The 19,339-nt window shown below is 73.3% G+C and carries 20 protein-coding genes; 11 read left to right on the top strand and 9 right to left on the bottom strand.

The features are described from left to right. Window positions 1-11 precede the first annotated feature (11 nt). The 3 genes from leuD to AB0J33_RS15975 all read left to right on the top strand — a co-directional run bounded on the left by leuD (window position 12) and on the right by AB0J33_RS15975 (window position 3,545). Window positions 12-599: a 3-isopropylmalate dehydratase small subunit gene (gene leuD / locus AB0J33_RS15985; protein WP_363614099.1), complete on the top strand. Its 588-nt coding sequence runs from the start codon at window positions 12-14 to the stop codon at window positions 597-599. A 172-nt stretch (window positions 600-771) separates the two neighbouring features. Beyond that, window positions 772-1,455, top strand: coding sequence for an HU family DNA-binding protein (locus tag AB0J33_RS15980; protein WP_363614097.1), 684 nt, complete (start codon window positions 772-774; stop codon window positions 1,453-1,455). A 140-nt stretch (window positions 1,456-1,595) separates the two neighbouring features. Then, window positions 1,596-3,545 carry an endonuclease/exonuclease/phosphatase family protein gene (locus tag AB0J33_RS15975; RefSeq protein WP_363614095.1) on the top strand — a complete coding sequence of 650 codons (1,950 nt, stop codon included), beginning with the start codon at window positions 1,596-1,598 and terminating at the stop codon, window positions 3,543-3,545. Between the two features lie 18 nt (window positions 3,546-3,563). Here AB0J33_RS15975 and AB0J33_RS15970 read toward each other — a convergent pair whose 3' ends face one another. From AB0J33_RS15970 to cofC, 5 genes are read right to left on the bottom strand one after another with little or no spacing between them, the layout of a single operon-like run. After that, entirely contained in the window at window positions 3,564-4,442 is an 879-nt protein-coding gene (locus AB0J33_RS15970; protein ID WP_363614093.1) for an NUDIX hydrolase, read from the bottom strand. Further along, window positions 4,430-5,950 (bottom strand): CYTH and CHAD domain-containing protein, encoded by a 1,521-nt coding sequence (locus tag AB0J33_RS15965; protein WP_363614091.1) that lies wholly within the window; start codon window positions 5,948-5,950, stop codon window positions 4,430-4,432. The genes AB0J33_RS15970 and AB0J33_RS15965 overlap by 13 nt, the downstream gene beginning before the upstream one ends. A 24-nt stretch (window positions 5,951-5,974) precedes the next feature. Further along, window positions 5,975-8,335, bottom strand: a complete 2,361-nt coding sequence (locus AB0J33_RS15960; RefSeq protein WP_363614089.1) for an RNA degradosome polyphosphate kinase — start codon at window positions 8,333-8,335, stop codon at window positions 5,975-5,977. A gap of 54 nt (window positions 8,336-8,389) precedes the next feature. Beyond that, the gene (locus AB0J33_RS15955; protein WP_030335323.1) at window positions 8,390-8,587 is read right to left on the bottom strand and encodes a hypothetical protein; all 198 of its coding nucleotides are present in this window, start codon (window positions 8,585-8,587) and stop codon (window positions 8,390-8,392) included. A 48-nt stretch (window positions 8,588-8,635) separates the two neighbouring features. Continuing rightward, window positions 8,636-9,280 (bottom strand): 2-phospho-L-lactate guanylyltransferase, encoded by a 645-nt coding sequence (cofC, locus tag AB0J33_RS15950; RefSeq protein ID WP_363614087.1) that lies wholly within the window; start codon window positions 9,278-9,280, stop codon window positions 8,636-8,638. Between the two features lie 128 nt (window positions 9,281-9,408). Here cofC and AB0J33_RS15945 point away from each other — a divergent pair, with 128 nt between their 5' ends. The 5 genes from AB0J33_RS15945 (at window position 9,409) to AB0J33_RS15925 (ending at window position 14,351) form a co-directional block, all read left to right on the top strand. Further along, entirely contained in the window at window positions 9,409-10,146 is a 738-nt protein-coding gene (locus AB0J33_RS15945) for a lysophospholipid acyltransferase family protein (protein WP_363614085.1), read from the top strand. Window positions 10,147-10,207: 61 nt separating this feature from the next. Continuing rightward, on the top strand, window positions 10,208-11,215 hold the full coding sequence (locus AB0J33_RS15940) for an NAD(P)H-dependent glycerol-3-phosphate dehydrogenase (protein ID WP_363614083.1): 1,008 nt from the start codon (window positions 10,208-10,210) through the stop codon (window positions 11,213-11,215). A gap of 8 nt (window positions 11,216-11,223) precedes the next feature. Beyond that, window positions 11,224-12,342 (top strand): cystathionine gamma-lyase, encoded by a 1,119-nt coding sequence (locus tag AB0J33_RS15935; protein ID WP_363614081.1) that lies wholly within the window; start codon window positions 11,224-11,226, stop codon window positions 12,340-12,342. A 1-nt stretch (window position 12,343) separates the two neighbouring features. Then, on the top strand, window positions 12,344-13,129 hold the full coding sequence (locus AB0J33_RS15930) for a putative protein N(5)-glutamine methyltransferase (protein ID WP_363614079.1): 786 nt from the start codon (window positions 12,344-12,346) through the stop codon (window positions 13,127-13,129). Window positions 13,130-13,301: 172 nt separating this feature from the next. Continuing rightward, window positions 13,302-14,351 carry an ROK family protein gene (locus tag AB0J33_RS15925; RefSeq protein ID WP_363614077.1) on the top strand — a complete coding sequence of 350 codons (1,050 nt, stop codon included), beginning with the start codon at window positions 13,302-13,304 and terminating at the stop codon, window positions 14,349-14,351. An 89-nt stretch (window positions 14,352-14,440) separates the two neighbouring features. Here AB0J33_RS15925 and AB0J33_RS15920 read toward each other — a convergent pair whose 3' ends face one another. Both AB0J33_RS15920 and AB0J33_RS15915 read right to left on the bottom strand, forming a co-directional pair. Next, window positions 14,441-14,641 carry a DUF397 domain-containing protein gene (locus tag AB0J33_RS15920; protein ID WP_363614075.1) on the bottom strand — a complete coding sequence of 67 codons (201 nt, stop codon included), beginning with the start codon at window positions 14,639-14,641 and terminating at the stop codon, window positions 14,441-14,443. Between the two features lie 5 nt (window positions 14,642-14,646). Then, window positions 14,647-15,492, bottom strand: a complete 846-nt coding sequence (locus tag AB0J33_RS15915) for a helix-turn-helix transcriptional regulator (protein WP_363614073.1) — start codon at window positions 15,490-15,492, stop codon at window positions 14,647-14,649. Between the two features lie 278 nt (window positions 15,493-15,770). On the opposite strand from AB0J33_RS15915, the gene AB0J33_RS15910 reads away from it, so the two are divergent. Both AB0J33_RS15910 and AB0J33_RS15905 read left to right on the top strand, forming a co-directional pair. After that, the gene (locus AB0J33_RS15910; protein ID WP_363614071.1) at window positions 15,771-15,989 is read left to right on the top strand and encodes a hypothetical protein; all 219 of its coding nucleotides are present in this window, start codon (window positions 15,771-15,773) and stop codon (window positions 15,987-15,989) included. 172 nt (window positions 15,990-16,161) lie between these two features. Beyond that, the gene (locus tag AB0J33_RS15905; protein WP_363614069.1) at window positions 16,162-17,262 is read left to right on the top strand and encodes a D-alanine--D-alanine ligase family protein; all 1,101 of its coding nucleotides are present in this window, start codon (window positions 16,162-16,164) and stop codon (window positions 17,260-17,262) included. A gap of 57 nt (window positions 17,263-17,319) precedes the next feature. On the opposite strand, the gene AB0J33_RS15900 is transcribed toward AB0J33_RS15905, so the two are convergent. Together AB0J33_RS15900 and AB0J33_RS15895 are read right to left on the bottom strand one after the other, a co-directional pair. Further along, window positions 17,320-18,009: a DUF3515 family protein gene (locus AB0J33_RS15900; protein ID WP_363614067.1), complete on the bottom strand. Its 690-nt coding sequence runs from the start codon at window positions 18,007-18,009 to the stop codon at window positions 17,320-17,322. After that, on the bottom strand, window positions 18,010-18,243 hold the full coding sequence (locus AB0J33_RS15895; protein WP_030487446.1) for an Lrp/AsnC ligand binding domain-containing protein: 234 nt from the start codon (window positions 18,241-18,243) through the stop codon (window positions 18,010-18,012). It abuts the gene before it with no gap. A gap of 96 nt (window positions 18,244-18,339) precedes the next feature. Between AB0J33_RS15895 and AB0J33_RS15890 the strand changes: the two genes are divergently transcribed. Beyond that, the gene (locus AB0J33_RS15890) at window positions 18,340-19,329 is read left to right on the top strand and encodes a thiamine-phosphate kinase (RefSeq protein ID WP_363614065.1); all 990 of its coding nucleotides are present in this window, start codon (window positions 18,340-18,342) and stop codon (window positions 19,327-19,329) included. Window positions 19,330-19,339 lie beyond the last annotated feature (10 nt).

The following is a 19,339-nucleotide window of genomic DNA, read 5'->3' as shown; positions in this document are numbered from 1 at the left end:
GGACCGACGAGATGGACAAATTCACCACCCACACCGGCACCGCCGTGCCGCTGCGCCGGTCCAATGTGGACACCGACCAGATCATCCCCGCCGTGTACCTCAAGCGGGTGACCCGGACGGGCTTCGCCGACGGACTGTTCAGCGCCTGGCGGGAAGATCCGACATTCGTTCTCAACGATGAAAACTATTCCGGGGCGTCGATCCTCATCGCCGGCCCGGAGTTCGGCACCGGCTCCTCCCGGGAGCACGCCGTCTGGGCACTGCGGGACTGGGGCTTCCGCGCGGTGGTGGCTCCGCGCTTCGGTGACATCTTCCGCGGCAACGCCCTCAAGGAAGGTCTGTTGCCGGTCGAGTTGGAATTGAAAGCCGTCGAAGAGTTGTGGGACCTGGTCGAGTCGGACCCGACCACGCCGGTGACCGTCGACCTGACCGCCCGCCAGCTCCGGGCGGGGGACGCCAGCTGGTCGTTCCCGCTTGACGACTTCAGCCGTTGGCGCCTGCTGGAGGGCCTCGACGACATTGGACTCACCCTCCGGCACGCCGCCGACATCGACTCCTACGAGGCGCGCCGACTGCCGTTCCTGCCCTCCGTGGCATAGCCGTTAGGCCGCCCGCGCAGCGGATTTCACCCCCATCGGCCCGACCGGTGGGGGTGAATCCGTTACGACACAAGGGCTTTTTTCTACCGAATGTTTGTGTCCCGGCAGCACAGGGCATACCGTGCGCGCAGAATGGCTCGCGACGAGTCAGTTGCACAATCGGGAGGAAGTCGTGAACAAGGCCGAGCTCATCGAGGCGCTCGCCGTTCGCCTGGGGGACCGGAAGATGGCGACGGCCGCGCTCGACGCGGTCCTCACCGAGGTCCAGGCGGCGGTCACCAAGGGCGAGAAGGTGGCGATCACCGGATTCGGAGCATTCGAAAAGCGTGTGCGTGGCGCGCGAACAGCGCGCAACCCGCGTACCGGCGAGGCGGTGAAGGTCAAGAAGACGTCAGTCCCGACCTTCCGCCCCGGCGCCGGGTTCAAGGAGATGGTGGCCAGCGGCAAGGTGCCGAAGGCCACGGTGGCGACGAAGAAGGCCACCACCAGCACCGCCACGGCCAAGGCGGCGGGCACCAAGGCGACCGGCACGAAGGCGGCCGGCGCCAAGGCGACGGGCACCAAGGCGACCACGGCCAAGGCGGCCAGTAAGAAGACCGCCCCGGCCAAGGCGAGCAAGACCGCCACGGCGACCAAGACGGCCGCCAGCAAGAAGACCGCCCCGGCCAAGGCGAGCAAGAGCACCACGGCGACCAAGACGGCCGCCAGCAAGAAGACCACCGCGGCGAAGAAGACCACCGCGGCGACCCGGTCGACCACGGCGAAGAAGACCACCGCGGCGGCGAGCAAGAGCACGGCGGCCAAGAAGGCGCCCGCGAAGAAGGCTCCGGCCAAGAAGGCGGCCAGCAAGCGCTGACCGGCCCGCTCCGAAAGGGCGTCCACCCCCGCGGGTGGACGCCCTTTCGGCGTACCGGGCCGTTGACCCGGTCGGCTCGCTCGCGCAGAATCGCCGTGCCGGCCCCCCTCCGCCGGCCCGCCGACGGAAATGGGGCGCCGGTGCGCTACCGCCAGCTCACCACCGGAACGCTCGCGCTGGGCGTGCTCCTCTTCGTCGACGTGCTGCGGGTCTGGCTGCCCGGCATCATCACCATCTTCGGTCAGGCGGCGTCCACCCCGGCCGAGCTGATGGGCGCGTTCGCCCTCGGCTGGTTCGTGCTCGCGCTGGGCGCACCCGCGATCGTCCGCCGGATCGGAGCCCGCCCGGTCACCGTCGTCGCCGCCGTCGTGCTCGCCGTCGCCCGGCTCACGCTCACCGCCGCCCCCGGCGGGCGTACGCAGCTCTGGTTGGCCACCGCCGGGTTGCTCGCCGGGCTGGTCTGGCTGGTCGGCGTCGCCGCCGACACCGACCGACCGGTCCCGGGGCTGGCGTTGGGGTTCGCGGTCAACGCGGCCCTGCACGCGGTGCTGGACACCGTCGACCTGGTCTGGCGGGGCGACTGGCTGGCCTGGTTGCTCAGCGCCGCCGCGGTGGTGCTGTTCCTGCTCGGCACGGCACGACCCGGCTGGCCCACCGGCGCCGGTGACGCCGTCGCCGGCCCCGGTGACCTCGCTGCCGGCCCCGGTGGAGTTCGGTCCTGGCTGCTGGCCGGGCCCGCGCTGCTGCTGGCCGGCATGGTGGCGCTCTCCCCGGCGCTGGCCCGGAGCGGGATGTCGTACCTGGTCGCCGGCGACGGGGTGGCGCGTTCGCCGTTGTTCGGCCTGGCGCCGGTGCCGGTGGCGGTCGCCGGGTTCCTGTGCGCCGCGTTGACCCGGCCACCCCGACGGTGGGGGCGGGCGTACGGCCCGGTGGCGCTGCTGGCCGGCGCGGTGCTGTTCGCGCTCGGCCGGGGTGACCTGCTCCTCCCGGCCGTCCTCCTCGCCGCGGTGGGCCTCGGCGGCTGCCTCGGACTGAGCGACGACGCCAGCGACCCGGGCAGCGACACCGCTCCCACCGGTGCCGCCGATCGCGCCGATGTCAGGGCGGCCCGCCGGGGATACGCGGTCGCCGCCGGCATGCTGGTCTTCGCGCTGGGAGCGGTCGGGTACTACTCGGCCTACGACCTCGGCTACCCCAACGCCGCGGTGCCCGTGGCGGTGGCCGTGCTGGTCGCCGTCGTGGCGTTCACCGCCCGTCCCGTCGTCCACCGGCTTCCCGGGCCGTTCCCGGCGCTGCGTGCCGCCGCCACGGTCACCGCGCTGGCCCTGCTGGCACCGGTGCTCGCCGACGAGGTGCCGGTGGCCGGCAACCGGGACGGCCCGCCGGAGCGGCTGACCGTGGTGGCCTACAACATCCGGATGGGCTTCGGGCTGGACGGCCGGTTCGACCTGACCGGCCTCGCCGAGGTCGTCCAGCGGCAACGGCCCGACGTGGTGCTGCTCAGCGAGGTGGATCGGGCCTGGCTGCTCAACGGCGGGCACGACACCCTGGACCTGCTGGCCGACCGGCTCGGCATGCCGTACGTCTTCGGGCCGGCCGCCGACCCGGTGTGGGGTGACGCGGTGCTCAGCCGTTGGCCGGTGGACGGCGCGCGGACCCTGCCGCTGCCCGCCGTCGGCGCGCCCACCGGAGCGCAGGCCCTCGCCGTCACGCTCGACCTCGGCGACGGTGTCCGTACCGCAGTGGTCAGCACCCACCTGCAACCGCCGCCGGGCGAAGACCCGGTGGTCCAGGCCCGCGCGGTCGCCGACTTCGCCACCCGGTACGCGGCCGGTCGACCGCTGCTGGTGGCGGGTGACCTGAACACCGAGCCGGGCGACGAGGCGTTCGCGCAGTTCACCAACGCGGGCCTGGTCGACGCGTTGGCGACCGCCCGACCGCTGGCGACCAGCCCGGCGGACGACCCGCGTCAGCAGCTCGACCACATCTTCGTCTCGCCCGACCTGACCCCGAGCGACCCGGTCGCGCCGCGCGCCACGGCCAGCGACCACCTGCCGGTCGCGGTGACCCTGACCCTGCCGCCGCGCTGACGAGAGCCGGACCGGGCGCTACAGGCGGTCGGCGGCCAACAGCCGGTCGGCGGCGAAGGCAAGCAGCCAGCCGCCGCCCTTCGGGGTGCTGAAGTCCTCGTCGGTGCGGCCGGTCAACCGTTGCAGTGCACCCGGCAGCACCTTGCCCTGGCTGCACACCGCCGCCTGCCCACCGGCGCCGGCCAACTCCAACAGCCGGGCGGCGGTGGCCAGGATCTGCTCGTCGCTCTGCTGGCCGGGCTGTGGCTCGTCCAGGTCGCCGCAGACCTCGATGGGCAGGTCGAGCAGCGTGGCCGTCGGGTCGAGTGTCTGCACGCAGCGACGCGGCGACGCCGACACCAGTCGGGCCGGTCGGATCAGGGCGATCAGCGCGGCCAGCGCGCTCGCCTGGGCCCACCCCTCGGCGTCCAGGGGTCGTCCGACGTCCGGGCCGGACCAGGTGGCCCGCTTACCGGCGTGCGCGTGCCGGACCAGCGCGACCGTGGCCGTCACCGGCGGCAGCGCGGCGAACGCCGCCAACACCTCGGCGTCGTGCGGGTAGCTGACCAACCGGATCGCGTCGTCCACCGCGAGCCAGCGGATGTCGTCGACCTCGGTGCCCGGTTGGAAACCGCCGCTGGCCACCGCGAGCATCGACCAGTAGTCGACCAGCTTGGCCTGCCCCTCGCTGTGGTACCGCGCCGAGGGCAGTCGAACCTGCGGCACGCCCCGCACGTCGGCCTCCTCGGCCACCTCGCGGACCGCCGCTTCCAGCGCGTGCTCGCCCGTTTCCAGTTTGCCCTTCGGCAGTGTCCAGTCGCCGTAGCGGGGACGGTGCACCACGCAGACGCGTACGCCGTCGGCGGTCGGCCGCCAGGCCACCCCGCCCGCCGCCCGGATGCCGGTCACGGCAGCCAACTGGTCCGCCGTCGCCGGGTCGCCCGGTGCCAGGCGGCCGGGAAGAGCGCCCGCATCCGGCGTACCGATGCGCGTTCCCGTTCGGCCAGCCGCCCGGCGGTGACCGCCAACTCGTGGTCGTCCGGCCGCTCGGCGGCGATCTCCAGCCAGGTGTCCGCCGCCACCGCCGCGTCCTGGTGCTCGCCGAGCACGTCCTGCACCCGGGCGAGGGCGCGGGACAGCCGGCGCGCGCCCTTGCCGACCGTCGGGGCCACCGCGTTGACCGCGTACCGGGCCTGCTTGCCCTCCTTGCGGACGGCGTGCCAGCGATCGTCCGGCGACTGGGCGTCGAGCCCGCTCACGCCGTCCGGCCCGGTCAGCTGCCCCCACGGACGCGCCACCAGCGCGGGTAGCGCCTCCGCCGCCGGGGCGGACGCCCGCCGGGTGAGCCGGGGCGCGCGGGCGGCAAGCACCAGGGAGTCCACCAGGGCCAGGTAGCGCGCGGAGCGCAGCGCCTCGTCGATGGCGGTGAGCGCCTGCCGCTGCCGTTGCGCGAGCACCTCGTCCAGCCGGTTCACCGCGTCGTGGTCGAGCGGGCTGAGCGGGTCGGCGTCGGCGGTGCGGCGCAGTCGCGCGCGCAGCACCTCGGTGTCGCGGGCCGCGCCGAGGACACCGGCCAACCAGCGCAGCTCGGTGCGCAGCGGACGGGCCCAGGTCTTGCGGACCAACGGTTTGAAGGTGCGCAGGTCACTGCGTAGGCGTCGACACGCCACCCGCATCTGGTGCACCGCGGTGTCGCCACCGGCGGCCGGGGCGCGCAGCCGGACCAGCGGGTCGTGCGCCAGCAGCCGGCGGATCTCCTTGCGGACCGCCTCGGTCACCACGTCACCGGCGCTCGCCTCGGCGGTCGGCCCGGTCGGCCCGACCAGATCCGGGTCGGCCTGCGCCGCCTCGCCCAGCGCCCGTACGTGCTTCGGGGTGAACGCCCCGACCTGGGCGCCGGCCTCGCGCAGCACCGCGCCGACCCGGTCGAGCAGATCGCGGTCGCCGGACTTCAGCTCCACCTCCACCTCGCGGAAGGTGTCGGTGGTGGTGCCGGCGTCGTCGAGGACGGTCACCCGGTCGTCCACCACCTCGGCGAGCACCGTGCCGGCCCGGTCACACACCTCGTACGCGTGCCGAACCGTCCGGACCACCGTCACCGGGGCCAGCGGAGCCCCCCGGTGCAGGACGGTGACCAGCTCCACCAGCTCCGGCGGTGGCTGTCCCTTCGGTCCGGAGCGGGAGACCTCGTGCCGGACGCCCGGAGTGCCGGTCGGTAGTTTCACCGTCCAGGGCAGCTCGTCGCCCCTGCGGTGGCGCAGCGAGGCACCGGCCCGGGCCAGCCGCAGGTCGACCGTGTCGAGGTAGCGGGCGACCAGTGTCACCGGTGGAAGTGCCCGGACCCGACCCCCGGCCGGGGCCGTGCCGGCCAGGTCCGGCAGCACGTAGGCGTCGTCCACCTCGTACTTCTGCTCCTCCTCGACCATCAGCTCAGCCTATGCGCTACGCGGTCAGCTGGCCGTGCCACCGACGCGGCGCAGCAGCAGTTCCTGTAGATGGGCCCGAGCGCCGTCGTCACCGCCGGTACGCCGGGTCCAGGTGCCGTCGCCGGCCAGCTCGAACGCGTCCACGTCGGGGCTCATCGCGGCGGTGAGCACGTGGTCCAGCTCGGCACGGGCGATCGGGTCGCTCACCTGCACCAGGGCCTCCACCCGACGGTCGAGGTTGCGGTGCATGAGGTCGGCCGAGCCCATCCAGAACTCGGCCTCACCGTTGTTGCCGAACCGGAAGACCCGGGAGTGTTCCAGGAACCGGCCGAGGATCGAGCGGACCCGGATGTTCTCCGACAACCCGGGGACCCCGGGGCGCAGCGTGCACATGCCCCGGATGAGCAGGTCGACGTGTACGCCGGCCTGGGAGGCCCGGTACAGCGCGTCGGTGACCCCCTCGTCGACCAACGAGTTGACCTTGAACTGGACCAGGCCGGGCATGCCCAGCCGGACGTGCGAGATCTCCCGTTCGATCCGCTCGATGAGGCCGCTGCGGATGCCCTGCGGGGCGACCAGCAGTCGCCGGAACGCGGTCTGCCGGCTGTACCCGGTGAGCACGTTGAACAGGTCGGTGAGGTCCGCGCCGATCTCCGGGTCGGCGGTGAGCATCCCGAAGTCCTCGTACAGGCGGGCCGTCTTCGGGTGGTAGTTGCCGGTGCCGATGTGGCAGTAGCGGCGGATCTGGTTGCCCTCCTGCCGGACCACCAGCGCGGTCTTGCAGTGTGTCTTGAGACCCACCAGGCCGTACACCACGTGGCAGCCGGCACGTTCCAGTGTGCGGGCCCAGCCAATGTTGGCCACCTCGTCGAAGCGGGCCTTCACCTCCACCAGCACCACCACCTGCTTGCCGGCGGCGGCCGCGTCGACCAGCGCGTCGACGATCGGGGAGTCGCCGCTGGTGCGGTAGAGGGTCTGCTTGATGGCCAGCACGTTCGGGTCGGCGGCGGCCTGCTCGATGAAGCGTTGCACGCTGGTGGCGAACGAGTGGTACGGGTGGTGTACCAGGATGTCCCCGTCGCGCAGGGTGGCGAAGACGCTGCGCGGCACCTCGCCCTCGGCGAGCCGGGGGTGGGTGGCCGGCACGAACGGCGGGTCCTTGAGGTCCGGTCGGTCGGCCTCGCCGTAGACCTGCCAGAGCGCGGACAGGTCGAGCAGGCCCGGCACCCGCAGCACGTCCTGGTCGTCCATGTCCAGCTCGCGGACCAGCAACTCCAGCATGTGATCGGAGATCGACGCGGCGACCTCCAGGCGGACGGGGGGACCGAACCGCCGACGGGCAAGCTCCCGTTCCAGGGCCTGGAGCAGATCCTCGTCGCGGTCCTCGTCGACCTCCACCTCGGCGTTGCGGGTGACCCGGAACAGGTGGCACTCGACCACCTGCATGCCACTGAACAACTGCCCCAGGTGCACCGAGATCAGGTCCTCCACCGGCAGCATCCGGACGCCCGGCTGGTCCCGGTCCACCCGGACGAAACGCGGGACGTTGTTGGGCACCTTCACCCGGGCGAACAGCTCCGAACCGCCGTCGGGGTCCCGAACCGCCACCGCCAGGTTCAGCGACCGTCCCGAGATGTACGGGAACGGGTGCGCCGGGTCCACCGCGAGCGGGGTCAGCACCGGGAAGATGTGCTCCCGGAAGTAGGTGCGCAGCCGTTCCCGCTCGGGGTCGCCCAGCTCGCCCCAGCGCAGGATGCGGATGCTCTCGTCGGCGAGCTTGGGCAGCACGTCTTCGACGAAACAGGCGGCGTGCCGGGCCACCAACGCGGCGGTTCGCTCGGCGATCAGCTCCAACTGCGTCCGCAGCGGCAGCCGGTCCCCGCCGCGTACCGGCAGGCCGGCGGAGAGCCGCCGCTTCAGCCCGGCGATGCGCACCATGTAGAACTCGTCGAGATTGCTGGCGAAGATGGCCAGGAACTTGGCCCGCTCCAGCAGCGGCGTGCGCTGGTCCTCGGCCAGGGTGAGCACCCGGGCGTTGAAGTCGAGCCAGGACAACTCCCGGTTGAGGAACCGGTCCTCCGGCAGCGGCGGGGCCGCGGGGGGCTCGTCGTCCTCGTCGGCGGCGCCGGTGGGCAGGTCGTCGGGCAGAACCGGGTGGACGTCACCGGCGGCCGGTCCGTCCGCCTCGACCCTCGGCGCGGGGTCGATCACCTCGTCCAGCCCGGAGGAGGCCGCCCCGGGATCGTCGGCGAGGGTGTCGGCGCGGGCGGCGCCGGCGCGTTCGGCGCGGGACGGGCGGAATCGGCCGTCGGTGCCGCGCGCGCGGGAGCCGTTGCGGAGGTCGGTGGTGGGCGGTTGGACCGGTTGCTCGCGAGGGGTGCTCACCCGCTCATAATCACCCGATTACGGTAAACGCAAAATGAACTTGGGCTCGCCGGGTCAGATCATCGTCGGCAATGTCACCCGGACGACCTCGCCGTCGGGATCGGTGTCGATGCGGACCCGCTGGCCGAGCCGGAGGAGCCGCAGCCCGGAGGCGTCGAAGGCGCGGGCGGGAAAACGCATCTCGGTGCCGTCGTCGAGCAGCAGGACACCGCTGCGCGTCGCCGCGTCGTAGCTGGCCACTGTGCCCTGCATGCTGGCACCGTACACCCGGGGTTCAGCACGCGGAGCGGGCCGAGCTACTCAACCCGCGGAGCGGGCGGCGCGACCGGCGGCGACCAGCGCGGCCGTGCGCGGCCCCAGCCCGAGCCGGGCGGCGGCGGCCAGGTCCGCGGCGGTGTCCACGTCCCGCCGCAGGCTGGGCCAGTCGCCGTCGAGCGGCAGCGCCCCGCTCGCCGCGTGCGCGAGGGCCGAGCCCACCCCGAAGCGAGGATCCAGCGGTACGCCCGGCGGGGCGGTGAGCAGCACCGTGCCCCCGCCGGGTGTGTCCGGCAGGAACCGGCGTACCGCGGGCCGGGTGTTCTGCGCCGCGAGCAGCGCGCCGGCCAGCTCGGCCGGGCGCAGCGCCGGCACGTCTGCGGTGATTCCGGCCACCCACCCGGCGGCCCCCGCCGCGCCGTGCCGGAACGCGGCGTTCAGGCCGGCGTCCGGCTCGTCCGGCAGCACCCGCGCGCCGGCGGCCCGCGCCTCCGTCGCCACCCGGGCGTCGTTGGTCACCACCAGGGCCTCGGCGACCGCCGGGCAGGCCAGCACCGCGCGGAGCGTGTCGGCCGCCAGGGCCAACGCCAACTCCTCGTGCGGTACGACGGGCAGCGCGCCGCGCAGCCGACTCTTCGCCGCGGCCAGCTGCTTCACCGGCACCACCACGGCCCACCTCGGCTGACTCACATCCGCAATCCTGCCAGCCGGACGACGGGACCCTCGCTGGCCGTACCGGGGGCGAGCAGGCATGATTTCCGCTGCGGGTGTCGCGGGTGGGATTTCGCGGCGGGGTCGGGGCGCGACGAGGAGGCACAGTGACACGGCGGAGGCTGGGGTTCTGGCAACGGTTCGCCGTGGGGCTGGTGAAGCCGGTGATGACCGTCTGGACCCGGCGTACGTGGCGTGGTCAGGAGCACCTCGGCCGCGACGGCGGCATGATCATCGTGGCGAACCACATCTCCCACGCCGACCCGCTGGTGTCGGCGCACTTCATCTACGACTCCGGGCGCTGGCCGCAGTACCTGGGCAAGGCCAGCGTGTTCCGGGTGCCGGTGGTCGGCTGGATCCTGCACCGGTGCCGGCAGATCCCGGTCGAGCGGGGAACGGTGGACGCGGTCCGTTCGCTGGACGCCCTGGTCGCCGCGCTCAACGAGGGCGGCGCCGTCGTGATCTACCCGGAGGGCACCACCACCCGACAACCGGAGCTGTGGCCGATGAAGGCCAAGACCGGCGCGGCCCGGCTCGCCCTGGCCACCGGCGCCCCGGTCGTACCGGTGGTGATGTGGGGGCCGGAGCGGATCTTCGACCCGCGGACCGCTCGCGTCAGCCTGCGCCCCCGGATCCCGGTGACCGTTGCCGCCGGGGAGCCGATCGACCTGAGCCGGTGGGCGGACGCCCAGCCGACCCGGGCCACCCTCGAGGAGATGACGGACACCATCATGTTGCGGCTGCGGGACATGCTCGCCGAGATCCGTGGCGGTACCCCGCCGCCGCTGTGGGAGCGACCGGCCCGGTCCTCCGTCGGTCGCGAACAGCGGGATGAGGCGGCATGAGCGAGCGGAGTGAGCGAATCATCGGGCTCAGTGGTGACTCGGGCCGACGCGGAGCGGCGGCATGAGCGGTCACGTCGCGGTGCTCGGTGCCGGTTCCTGGGGCACCGCGTTCGCCAAGATCCTCGCGGACGCGGGGCGGGACGTGACGGTGTGGGCCCGCCGCGCGCCGGTCGCCGAAAGCATCCGGTCCGAGCGCCGCAACCCGGAGTACCTGCCCGACCTGCTGCTGCCGGCCCGGGTCACCGCCACCGCCGACGCCGCCGAGGCGATCACCGACGCCGAGGTGGTGGTGCTGGCCGTGCCGTCGCAGACCCTGCGCGGCAACCTCGCCGAGTGGGCCGGGCACCTGCACCCGGATTCCACCCTGGTGTCGCTGATGAAGGGCATCGAGCTGGGCACCACCAAACGGATGAGCGAGGTCATCGTGGAGACCGCCGGGGTCGCCGCGGACCGGGTGGTGGTCGTGTCCGGCCCGAACCTGGCCCCGGAGATCGCCGCCGAGCAGCCCGCCGCGACCGTGGTCGCCGGGACGAACAGCCACCGCGCCACGCTCGTCCAGTCCTCGATCCGGACGCCGTACCTGCGCCCGTACACCAACGACGACGTGATCGGCTGTGAGCTGGGCGGGGCGGTCAAGAACGTGATCGCCCTGTCGTACGGCATCGCCACCGCGATGGGGTTCGGTGACAACACCCGGGCCATGCTGATGACCCGTGGGCTGGCCGAGACGGCTCGGCTGGGCGTGGCGCTCGGCGCGGACCCGATCACCTTCGCGGGCCTCGCGGGCATGGGCGACCTGGTCGCGTCCTGCTCGTCCCCGCTGGCCCGCAACCGCACCTTCGGTGAACATCTGGGCCGGGGGGAGACGTTGGAGCAGGCGCAGGCCGCCACCCGGCAGACCGCCGAGGGTGTGAAGAGCTGCCTGGCGATCCGCGACCTGGCCCGGGCGCACGGCGTGGAGATGCCGATCACCGAGCACGTCGAGCGGATCTGCCACGAGGGGATGGACCCGCGCCTCGCCGTGGACACCCTGATGAGCCGCACCGCCAAACCCGAATCGTACGAGTGAGGAAGCCAATGAGCGAGTGGGGAGACGGCACCCGCTGCGTACGCGCCGGCCTGCCCGAGCCGGCACCGGGGGACCCGTTCCTGCCCGGGCCGGTCTTCGCCGCGCCGTACCATCTCGACCCGTTCCAGGGGCAGGGCTCGTCACCGAACGGCTACGGTCGCCCGGACAATCCGACCCGGCGGCTGCTGGAGGCGGCGGTGGGCGAGTTGGAGGGCGGTGACTGCCGGGTCTTCGCGACCGGTCAGGCGGCCATCACCGGGACGCTGCTCACCCTGCTGCGGCCGGGGGACACCGTGGTGCTGCCCGCCGACGGCTACTTCCCGGTCCGGGCGTTCGCCACCGCCGTGCTGGAGACGATCGGTGTGCGGGTGCTCTTCGTGCCGACCGTGGGGCCGTACCCGTCCTTCGAGGGCGTCCGGCTGGTGCTGGTGGAAACGCCGGCCAACCCCGGTCTCGACGTGGTCGACGTGGCCGCCCTGGCGGAGCGGGCGCACGCCGCCGGTGCCCTGCTGGCGGTCGACAACACCACGGCCACCCCGCTCGGTCAGCGCCCGCTGGACCTCGGCGCCGACCTGGTGGTGGCGTCCGGCACGAAGGCGCTCACCGGCCACTCCGACCTGCTGCTGGGCTACGTGGCCAGCCGGTCCGCCGAGGTGGTCGAGGCGGTGACGCTCTGGCGTACCGGCACCGGCTCGGTTCCGGGCGCGTTCGACGCCTGGCTGGCCCACCGGTCACTGGCCACTCTCGACCTGCGGCTGGCACGGCAGAGCGCGAACGCCGCCGCCGTCGTCGACCTGCTCGCCGGCCGCGCGGACGTGACCGGCCTGCGCTGGCCGGGGCGGCCGGTCGACCCCGCCTACCCGGTGGCCTCGGCGCAGATGCGCCGGATCCCCGGGGTGCTCTCGTTCGACCTGGGCGACGCCGACCGGGTGGGCCGATTCGTCCAGGCCGCCCGGCTGGTGGCGGCGGCGACCTCCTTCGGTGGCCTGCACACCACGGCGGACCGGCGGGCGCAGTGGGGCGACGACACCTCGCCCGGCTTCGTCCGGCTCTCCTGCGGGGCGGAGGACACGGCGGACCTGGTCGCCGACATCGCCGCCGCGTTGGACGCCGCCGGAGCGGCCTGAGTTGGCATCGTCGTCGCCCGCCGACCGGGACGCCCTCGTGAGTCGACTACGGGCCGCCGGTTGCGTCTACGCCGAGGACGAGGCCGAGCTGCTGCTGGCCGCCGCGCGGAGTCCGGCGGCGCTGGCCGACCTGACCGACCGCCGGGTGGCCGGTGAACCGTTGGAGTACCTGCTCGGCTGGGCGGAGTTCTGCGGCCGGCGGATCGCGGTCGACGAGGGCGTCTTCGTGCCGCGTGCCCGGACCGCCCTGCTGGTCGAGGTGGCGGCCGAGGTGACCGGCCCCGCGCCGGCCGTGGTCGACCTCTGCTGCGGCTCCGGGGCCACCACTGTCGCGTTGGCGCACCGGCTCGCGCCGCGCTGGCTGGCCGCCGCCGACATCGACCCGGCGGCCGTGACCTGTGCCCGCCGCAACGTCGCCGGGCTGGACGTCGAGGTGTACCAGGGTGACCTGTTCGCCCCGCTGCCCCGGCGCTGGCGGGGCCGGCTCGACCTGGTGGTCGCGAACGCTCCGTACGTGCCGACCGACGCGGTCGCGCTCATGCCGCCGGAGGCACGACTGCACGAGGCGTCGGTGGCGCTCGACGGTGGTCCGGACGGGCTCTCCGTGCTGCGCCGGGTGGGCGCCGACGCGGCCGGTTGGCTGGCCCCCGGCGGGCACCTGGTGGTGGAAGCCGGCACCACCCAGGTCGACGCCCTAGGCGAGGCGTTCCGGGCGGCCGGCCTGGTGCCCACCGTGCGCCACGACGAGGACCTGGACGCCACCGCGCTACTCGCCCGCCGCCCCTGACCCACGCCCTATCTCCCGGCGATCTTGCACTTGCGGTTGCCCGGATGAGCCGGATGCCCCTTATGTCGGGACAGTAAGTGCAAGATCGCGGGAGGGGTGGGGCGGGGCGTGGCGGGGGAGAGGGCTTGGCACTAGCCTCGGCTCACACTCACGAGGGCGGGAGGCGGTTTCGGTGGGCAGCGCAGGGGTGCCGGTGGTCGTCGGGCTGGACAACGGCGGCACCAGCAACAACGCCACCGTGCTGACGGTGGACGGCCACTTCCTGGTGGACGGGCTGTTGGAGATCCCCAGCGAGGTGCGCTCCGGGCCGGAGGCGGCTATCGAGGCGCTGGCCCGTGCCCTGGACGGCGCGCTGGCGCAGACCGGCGTGCCGCGTGACCTCGTCCGGGCGGTGGGGCTGGACACTCCCGGCCCGGCCAGCGCCGACGGGGTCATCTCGTCGCGGGGCTCCACCAACTTCTCCCAACCGGCCTGGCGCGGCTTCGACGTGCGAGGGGCGCTGGAGCGGCGGCTCGGCCTGCCGGTGATCTACCACAACGACGGCAACGCGGCGGCGCTCTACGCCCACCACGTCTACTTCGGCTCCGACGCGATGAACCGCTCGTCGGTGTCGGCCATCGTCGGCACCGGCCTCGGCGGCGGTGTGGTCGAGAGCGGTCGGGTGATCGCCGGTGCGGCCGGGATGGCCGGCGAGCTCGGTCACGTGCACATCCCGCTGAGCGGGCTGCTCGGCCCGGGTCAGCCGGAACCCACCTGTGCCTGCGGCTTCACCGGGGACGTCGAGAGCGTGGCCTCGCTGACCGGCATCGAACGCAACCTGTTGCCGTACTGGCTGACCCGCTATCCGGAGCATCCGCTCGCCGCCGAGCCGGTGGCCCGGGCGGCCAAGCTGGTCCGCGGGTACGGCGAGCGCGCGGACGCCCTCGCTCGGGACCTCTTCACCCAGCAGGCGATGGCGTTGGGGCGGCTGTTCACGGTCGCCGCGAACTTCACCGACCCGCACGCGTACTTCGTCGGTGGCGGGGTGGTGGAGGCGGCGCCGGAGTTCCGTGACTGGTTCCTGGAGACGGTCCGCGAGCACACCGTGCTTCGGGAGGAGCAGGCGTCGGTGGCCACCTTCGCGTTGGTGCCGGACCGGGACATGGCCGGTGCCCGGGGGGTCGCGATCGCCGCGCTGGAGGCGCTGCGCGCCGTTCCGGAGACTCGGCCGCTGGTTGCCTGAGCCGGCGCGGGCATCGGCCCGCGCCGGCTCGGCACGCTTCACGTCACCGGGGGCGGCCCGGTCTCAGCCGCTGATGGGCATCGGTGGGGTCAGCGGCGCGGTGGTGCCTGGGCGAAGGTGGCCCAGGCGGCCGGGGGGAACAGCAGCGCCGGGCCGGCCGGGTCCTTGGAGTCGCGGACGGCCACGAGCCGCGGTATCGCGGCCACCTCCACGCAGGCGCCCTCGTCGCCGCTGCGGCTGCTCTTGCGCCACGCCGCCGCGGCCAAGGCCGCTGTGATCGTCGGTGTCATCGGTCCTACCGTCCCTTCAGGACTGACAAGAGCATCTCGCGGCTGTCCGCCGGGCTGAGCGCCACACTTCGGAGATGCTCCATGATCTTGGTGCAGGTACGCGTCTCGCCGGCCCGGTCAAGGATCATCTGACCTGCGACGGTCTCCACCGAGGCGATGATCGGATCCTCCGGGTCGGCGAATTCGAGGATGTGCAGCGAACCCCGGGTGCCCCGGTGGTAGCCGGCGGAGAGCGGGATCACCTGGACGCTGATGTTGGGCAGCTCGGCCATCTTGACCAGGTGTCGGAGCTGCCCGTTCATCACCGACTGGTCACCGACCGGGCGCAGCAGGGCGCCTTCGTCGATGATCGCGTCGAAGATGGGCGGCTGGTCGCCGGTGAGTCGCAGTTGCCGGTCGAGCCGGACCTTGACCCGCTGCTCCACCAGGTCGTCGCCGAGGGTGTGCGGGCCGCCCCGCATCACGCCCCGGATGTAGTCGGCGGTCTGCAGCAGACCGGGCACCACCGAGGGCTCGAAGTTGGCGATGGCGGTCGCCTCGGCCTCCAGCGCGATGAAGTCGATGGTGCGCCGATCCAGCACGTAGGAGTACGACACCCACCAGCCTGGCTTGCGGGCGTCCTTGGCGAGCTGCACCGCCGCGGCCACCTCGTCGGCGCTCACCCCGTACGACGTGAGCAGGGCGCGCACGGTCGCCGGGGTGATCAGGGTCTGGGCGTTCTCGTACCGGGAGAGGGTGCTGCGGGTGCTGTTGATCTCATCCGCCGCGGTCTCCAGCGTCAGCCCGGCGGCTTCCCGGTGGTGGCGCAGGGCGATGCCGAGCCGGCGGGCACGGGCGGTCTTCGGGGCCATGCATCGATGGTCGCACACATTTGCGGGAACGTCTGCATGAGAGAACGTCGATGAGAGTTGCATTCACGGCTGTACACGTGTCAATCTGTCATGGCGTCCTCACCGCCGGTTGTCGTGGCGACGGTGGTGGTGAGCGACCGGAGGGGATGGGGCGCGCGGCGATCGGGTTTCTCCCCCGTACCCGATCGTCGCGTGCCTCCCCTCCATCCCGGCCTGCCGGAAGGAGACGACGTGCGAACCCGCCCGGAGCCCCCCGCCGTGCCCTCGGGTGGCGTGCGATGACCCGTTTCCTCGTGGTGCTCACCGACGTGCGGCCCGTCGAAGGTGTCAACCGCAACGAGCGAACCGCGCCGGAGCGACGTCGGCAGGTCGTCGGCGCCAGCAGCCGGGAGGCCGCCGACCGCATCGCCGGGGCGTTCATGGCGCTGGGCATGGTGCGGGCCGGGCGGCAGCGGGTGAAGGTGATCGCCGTCGGCCGCCGGCACTCCCGGGACTGAGGCCACACAACCGTCTGATTACGCACCGTATATCCTCTGATGACCGATTGCCGTGTCGTGCCGTGGCTCGCCGGGTATCGCCTCGCCCCATCGCCACGCACAGTAAGGTCAACCGGGTGAGCGCCACCGGCGAGCACGACCAGCCGCAGTCGCGTACGAAGAGGTGACCGGAGTGACCACCCCAGGCAAGACCCGCGTGGCGATCGTCTTCGGCGGCCGCAGCCCGGAGCACGGCATCTCCTGCGTCAGTGCCGGCAGCGTGTTCGGCGCACTCGACCCGGACGAGTTCGAGGTGGTGCCCGTGGGCATCACCCGGGCCGGCCAGTGGGTGCTGACCAGCGGAGATCCCGCCCAGCTAGCGATCAACGCCCGTCAACTGCCGGAGATCACCGCCGATTCCGGCGACGACATCGTGCTGCGCGCCGACCCCACCGGCAACGGTCTGATGGTGCTCGACCCGACCGAGGGCCCCCGGGTGCTGGCCGACGTGGATGTGGTCTTCCCGGTGCTGCACGGCGCGTACGGCGAGGACGGCACCATCCAGGGAATGCTGGAGATGGCCGGCATCCCCTACGTCGGGGCGAACGTGTTCGCGTCCGCCGCCGCCATGGACAAGGAGTTCACCAAGAAGCTCTGCGCCGTGGAGGGCATCCCGGTCGTCCCGTACGCGGTGCTGCGCAACGGCATGACGCTCGGCGAGGAGGACAAGGAGCAGCTCGGCCTGCCGGTCTTCGTCAAGCCGTCCCGAGCCGGGTCGTCGTTCGGCGTCAGCAAGGTCACCGACTGGGCGCAGCTGGACGCGGCCGTCGCCGCCGCCCGGCAGTTCGACCCGAAGGTCATCGTCGAGGCCGCGGTCGTCGGCCGCGAGGTCGAGTGCGGGGTGCTGGAGGGGGAGGCCGGCGGCGCGCCCGAGGCGTCCGTGCTGGCCGAGGTGCGGGTCGTCGCCGACCACGACTTCTACGACTTCGAGGCGAAGTACCTCGACGACTCCTGCGAGTACGACATCCCGGCCGACCTGCCGGAGCGGGTGACCCGCCAGGTGCAGGAGTACGCGGTCCGCGCGTTCACCGCGCTGGACTGCGCCGGCCTGGCCCGGGCCGACTTCTTCGTCACCCCGGAGCTGGACGTCTATCTCAACGAGATCAACACGATGCCCGGTTTCACCCCGACGTCGATGTTCCCGCGGATGTGGGCGGCTGCCGGGCTGGAATACCCGAAGCTGGTCAACCGGCTGATCCGTACCGCCCAGCGGCGCGGCGTCGGCCTGCACTGAGCGGTCCGGCCCCGCCCCCGTCCGGATCAGCCGGGAGCGGGCGGGGCCGGACCGCGTTCAGCGCTGGCAGCCGGACGGGATCGCGCCGCCGGAGGGCACGCTCGCCACGATCGTGCTGGAGATCGCCGGCAGCCACTGCAACGGCTGCTCGTACGACTTCGGGACCCGCACGCTGATCATCGTCTCCCGGTCGACCGTGGTGAGCACGGCCGCGTCGGCCTGCTCGGCCAGGTGCCAGCAGACCCGGTTGACCGTCCAGACCTCGTCGGTGCTGGGGAAGGTCGGCTCGGCACCGCCGCAGGCCACGGTCAGCGCCGGGTCGCCGTACGCGGCGTTCTGCTCCGGGCCGGCGGTGACCGGCCGCTGGGCCAGGTCGCGGATGCTCGCCGGCAGCTGGGAGAGCAGGGCCCGGCAGACCGTGGCCGGGCGGGCGGCCAGGGCCGGGGCGGCCATCTCCACCGGAGCGGTGGACTGCGCCCGGGCGGTGGTCGCGGAGGGCGTCGGCGCGGCGGCCGGCGTGTCCGGGGCGAGCTTGCTGAAGGCCAGCACGGCCACCAGCAGCGTGATCGGCAGCGCGATCGCCGTTGCCAGCAGGGCCGCGCCGCGCATGCTCCGATCGTGGCCGGCCGGCGCGGCGGCGGACGGATCGCCCGACTCGCGGTTACCGTCAGCCGGCTCGGGCGTCCCGTCGGCCGCGTCGCGCGCCTCGTCGTCCAGAGCAGCGGAGGAGGTCGTCATCTCGTCCACTTACAGCCGCACCACCGAACACGTGAGGGTGCGGGTGATGCCGGGCACCATCTGCACCTTGCTGACAATGAGTTTGCCGAGCTCGTCGACGGTGTTCGCCTCGGTGAGGACGACCACGTCGTACGGCCCGGTGACGGCGTCGACGCGTACCACGCCGGGGATGTCCGCGATGAGACCCGCCACGTCGCGTGCGCGACCGACCTCTGTCTGGATGAGGATGTACGCCTGTACCACGACTCGACCTCCGTCCGTCGCCGCCCGGGAGCGGCCCGAAGGGTGAAAGTACCTTACGGACCAGGTCTGATCCCTATCGGTGGTCAAGGAGCAGCGGTGAGCGAGCACGGCGGAGCCGGGCAGCACGGGCGCAACGCCCGCGGCGGCGTCGGTGTGTCCGGAGTCGGGGAGTTCGGGCTGATCGGGAAGATCACCGCCCGGCTGTCGTACGGGCCGACGACCCTGCTCGGCCCGGGCGACGACGCGGCGGTGGTGGCCGCGTCGGACGGCCGGGTGGTGGCCTCCACCGACGTGCTGGTCGACGGCCGGCACTTCCGGCGGGACTGGTCCTCGGCCCGCGACGTCGGGCACCGGGCGGCGGCGGCCAACCTGGCGGACATCGCGGCGATGGGTGCCACGCCGACCGCCCTGCTGGTCGCTCTCTGCATGCCGGCGGACCTGGACACCGGCTGGGCGGAGGAGTTGGCCGACGGGCTCTCCGCCGAGGCGGCGACAATCGGCGCGAGCGTCGTCGGCGGGGACATGTCGGCCAGTCCCACCCTGACCGTCGCGGTCACCGCGCTGGGTGACCTGGCCGGCCGGCCGCCGGTGCTGCGGTCGGGCGCCCGCCCCGGTGACGTGCTCGCCCTGGCTGGGCGCTGCGGGTACGCGGCAGCCGGGCTGACCGTGCTCACCAGGGGCTTCCGTACCCCCCGGCTGCTGGTTGAGGCGTACCGGCGGCCGCAGGTGCCCTACCCGGCCGGCCCGCAGGCCGCCCAGCTCGGCGCCACCGCCATGATCGACGTGTCGGACGGGCTCCTCGCCGACCTCGGGCACGTGTCGGCGGCCAGCGGGGTGGCGATCGACGTGCACCGCGCCGCGTTCGAGGTGCCCCGGCAGATGGCCGACGCGGCGCAGGCGCTCGGCGTCGACCCGTACACCTGGATCCTCGCCGGTGGCGACGACCACGCGCTGGCCGCGACCTTCCCCCCGGCGGTGGCGCTGCCGCCGGACTGGCGGCCGATCGGCCTGGTCACCGACGGTGCCGGGGTGACGGTCGACGGCGTCGCCCACGACGGCCCGGCAGGCTGGGACCACTTCCGGTGAGGCCCGACGA

Origin of the sequence: Micromonospora sp. NPDC049645, from assembly GCF_040675155.1 — a bacterium.
In the GTDB taxonomy this organism is placed as follows: domain Bacteria; phylum Actinomycetota; class Actinomycetes; order Mycobacteriales; family Micromonosporaceae; genus Micromonospora.
The sequence above is the reverse complement of the archived record's forward strand: the minus strand, read 5'-3'. Positions and strand labels throughout refer to the sequence as shown.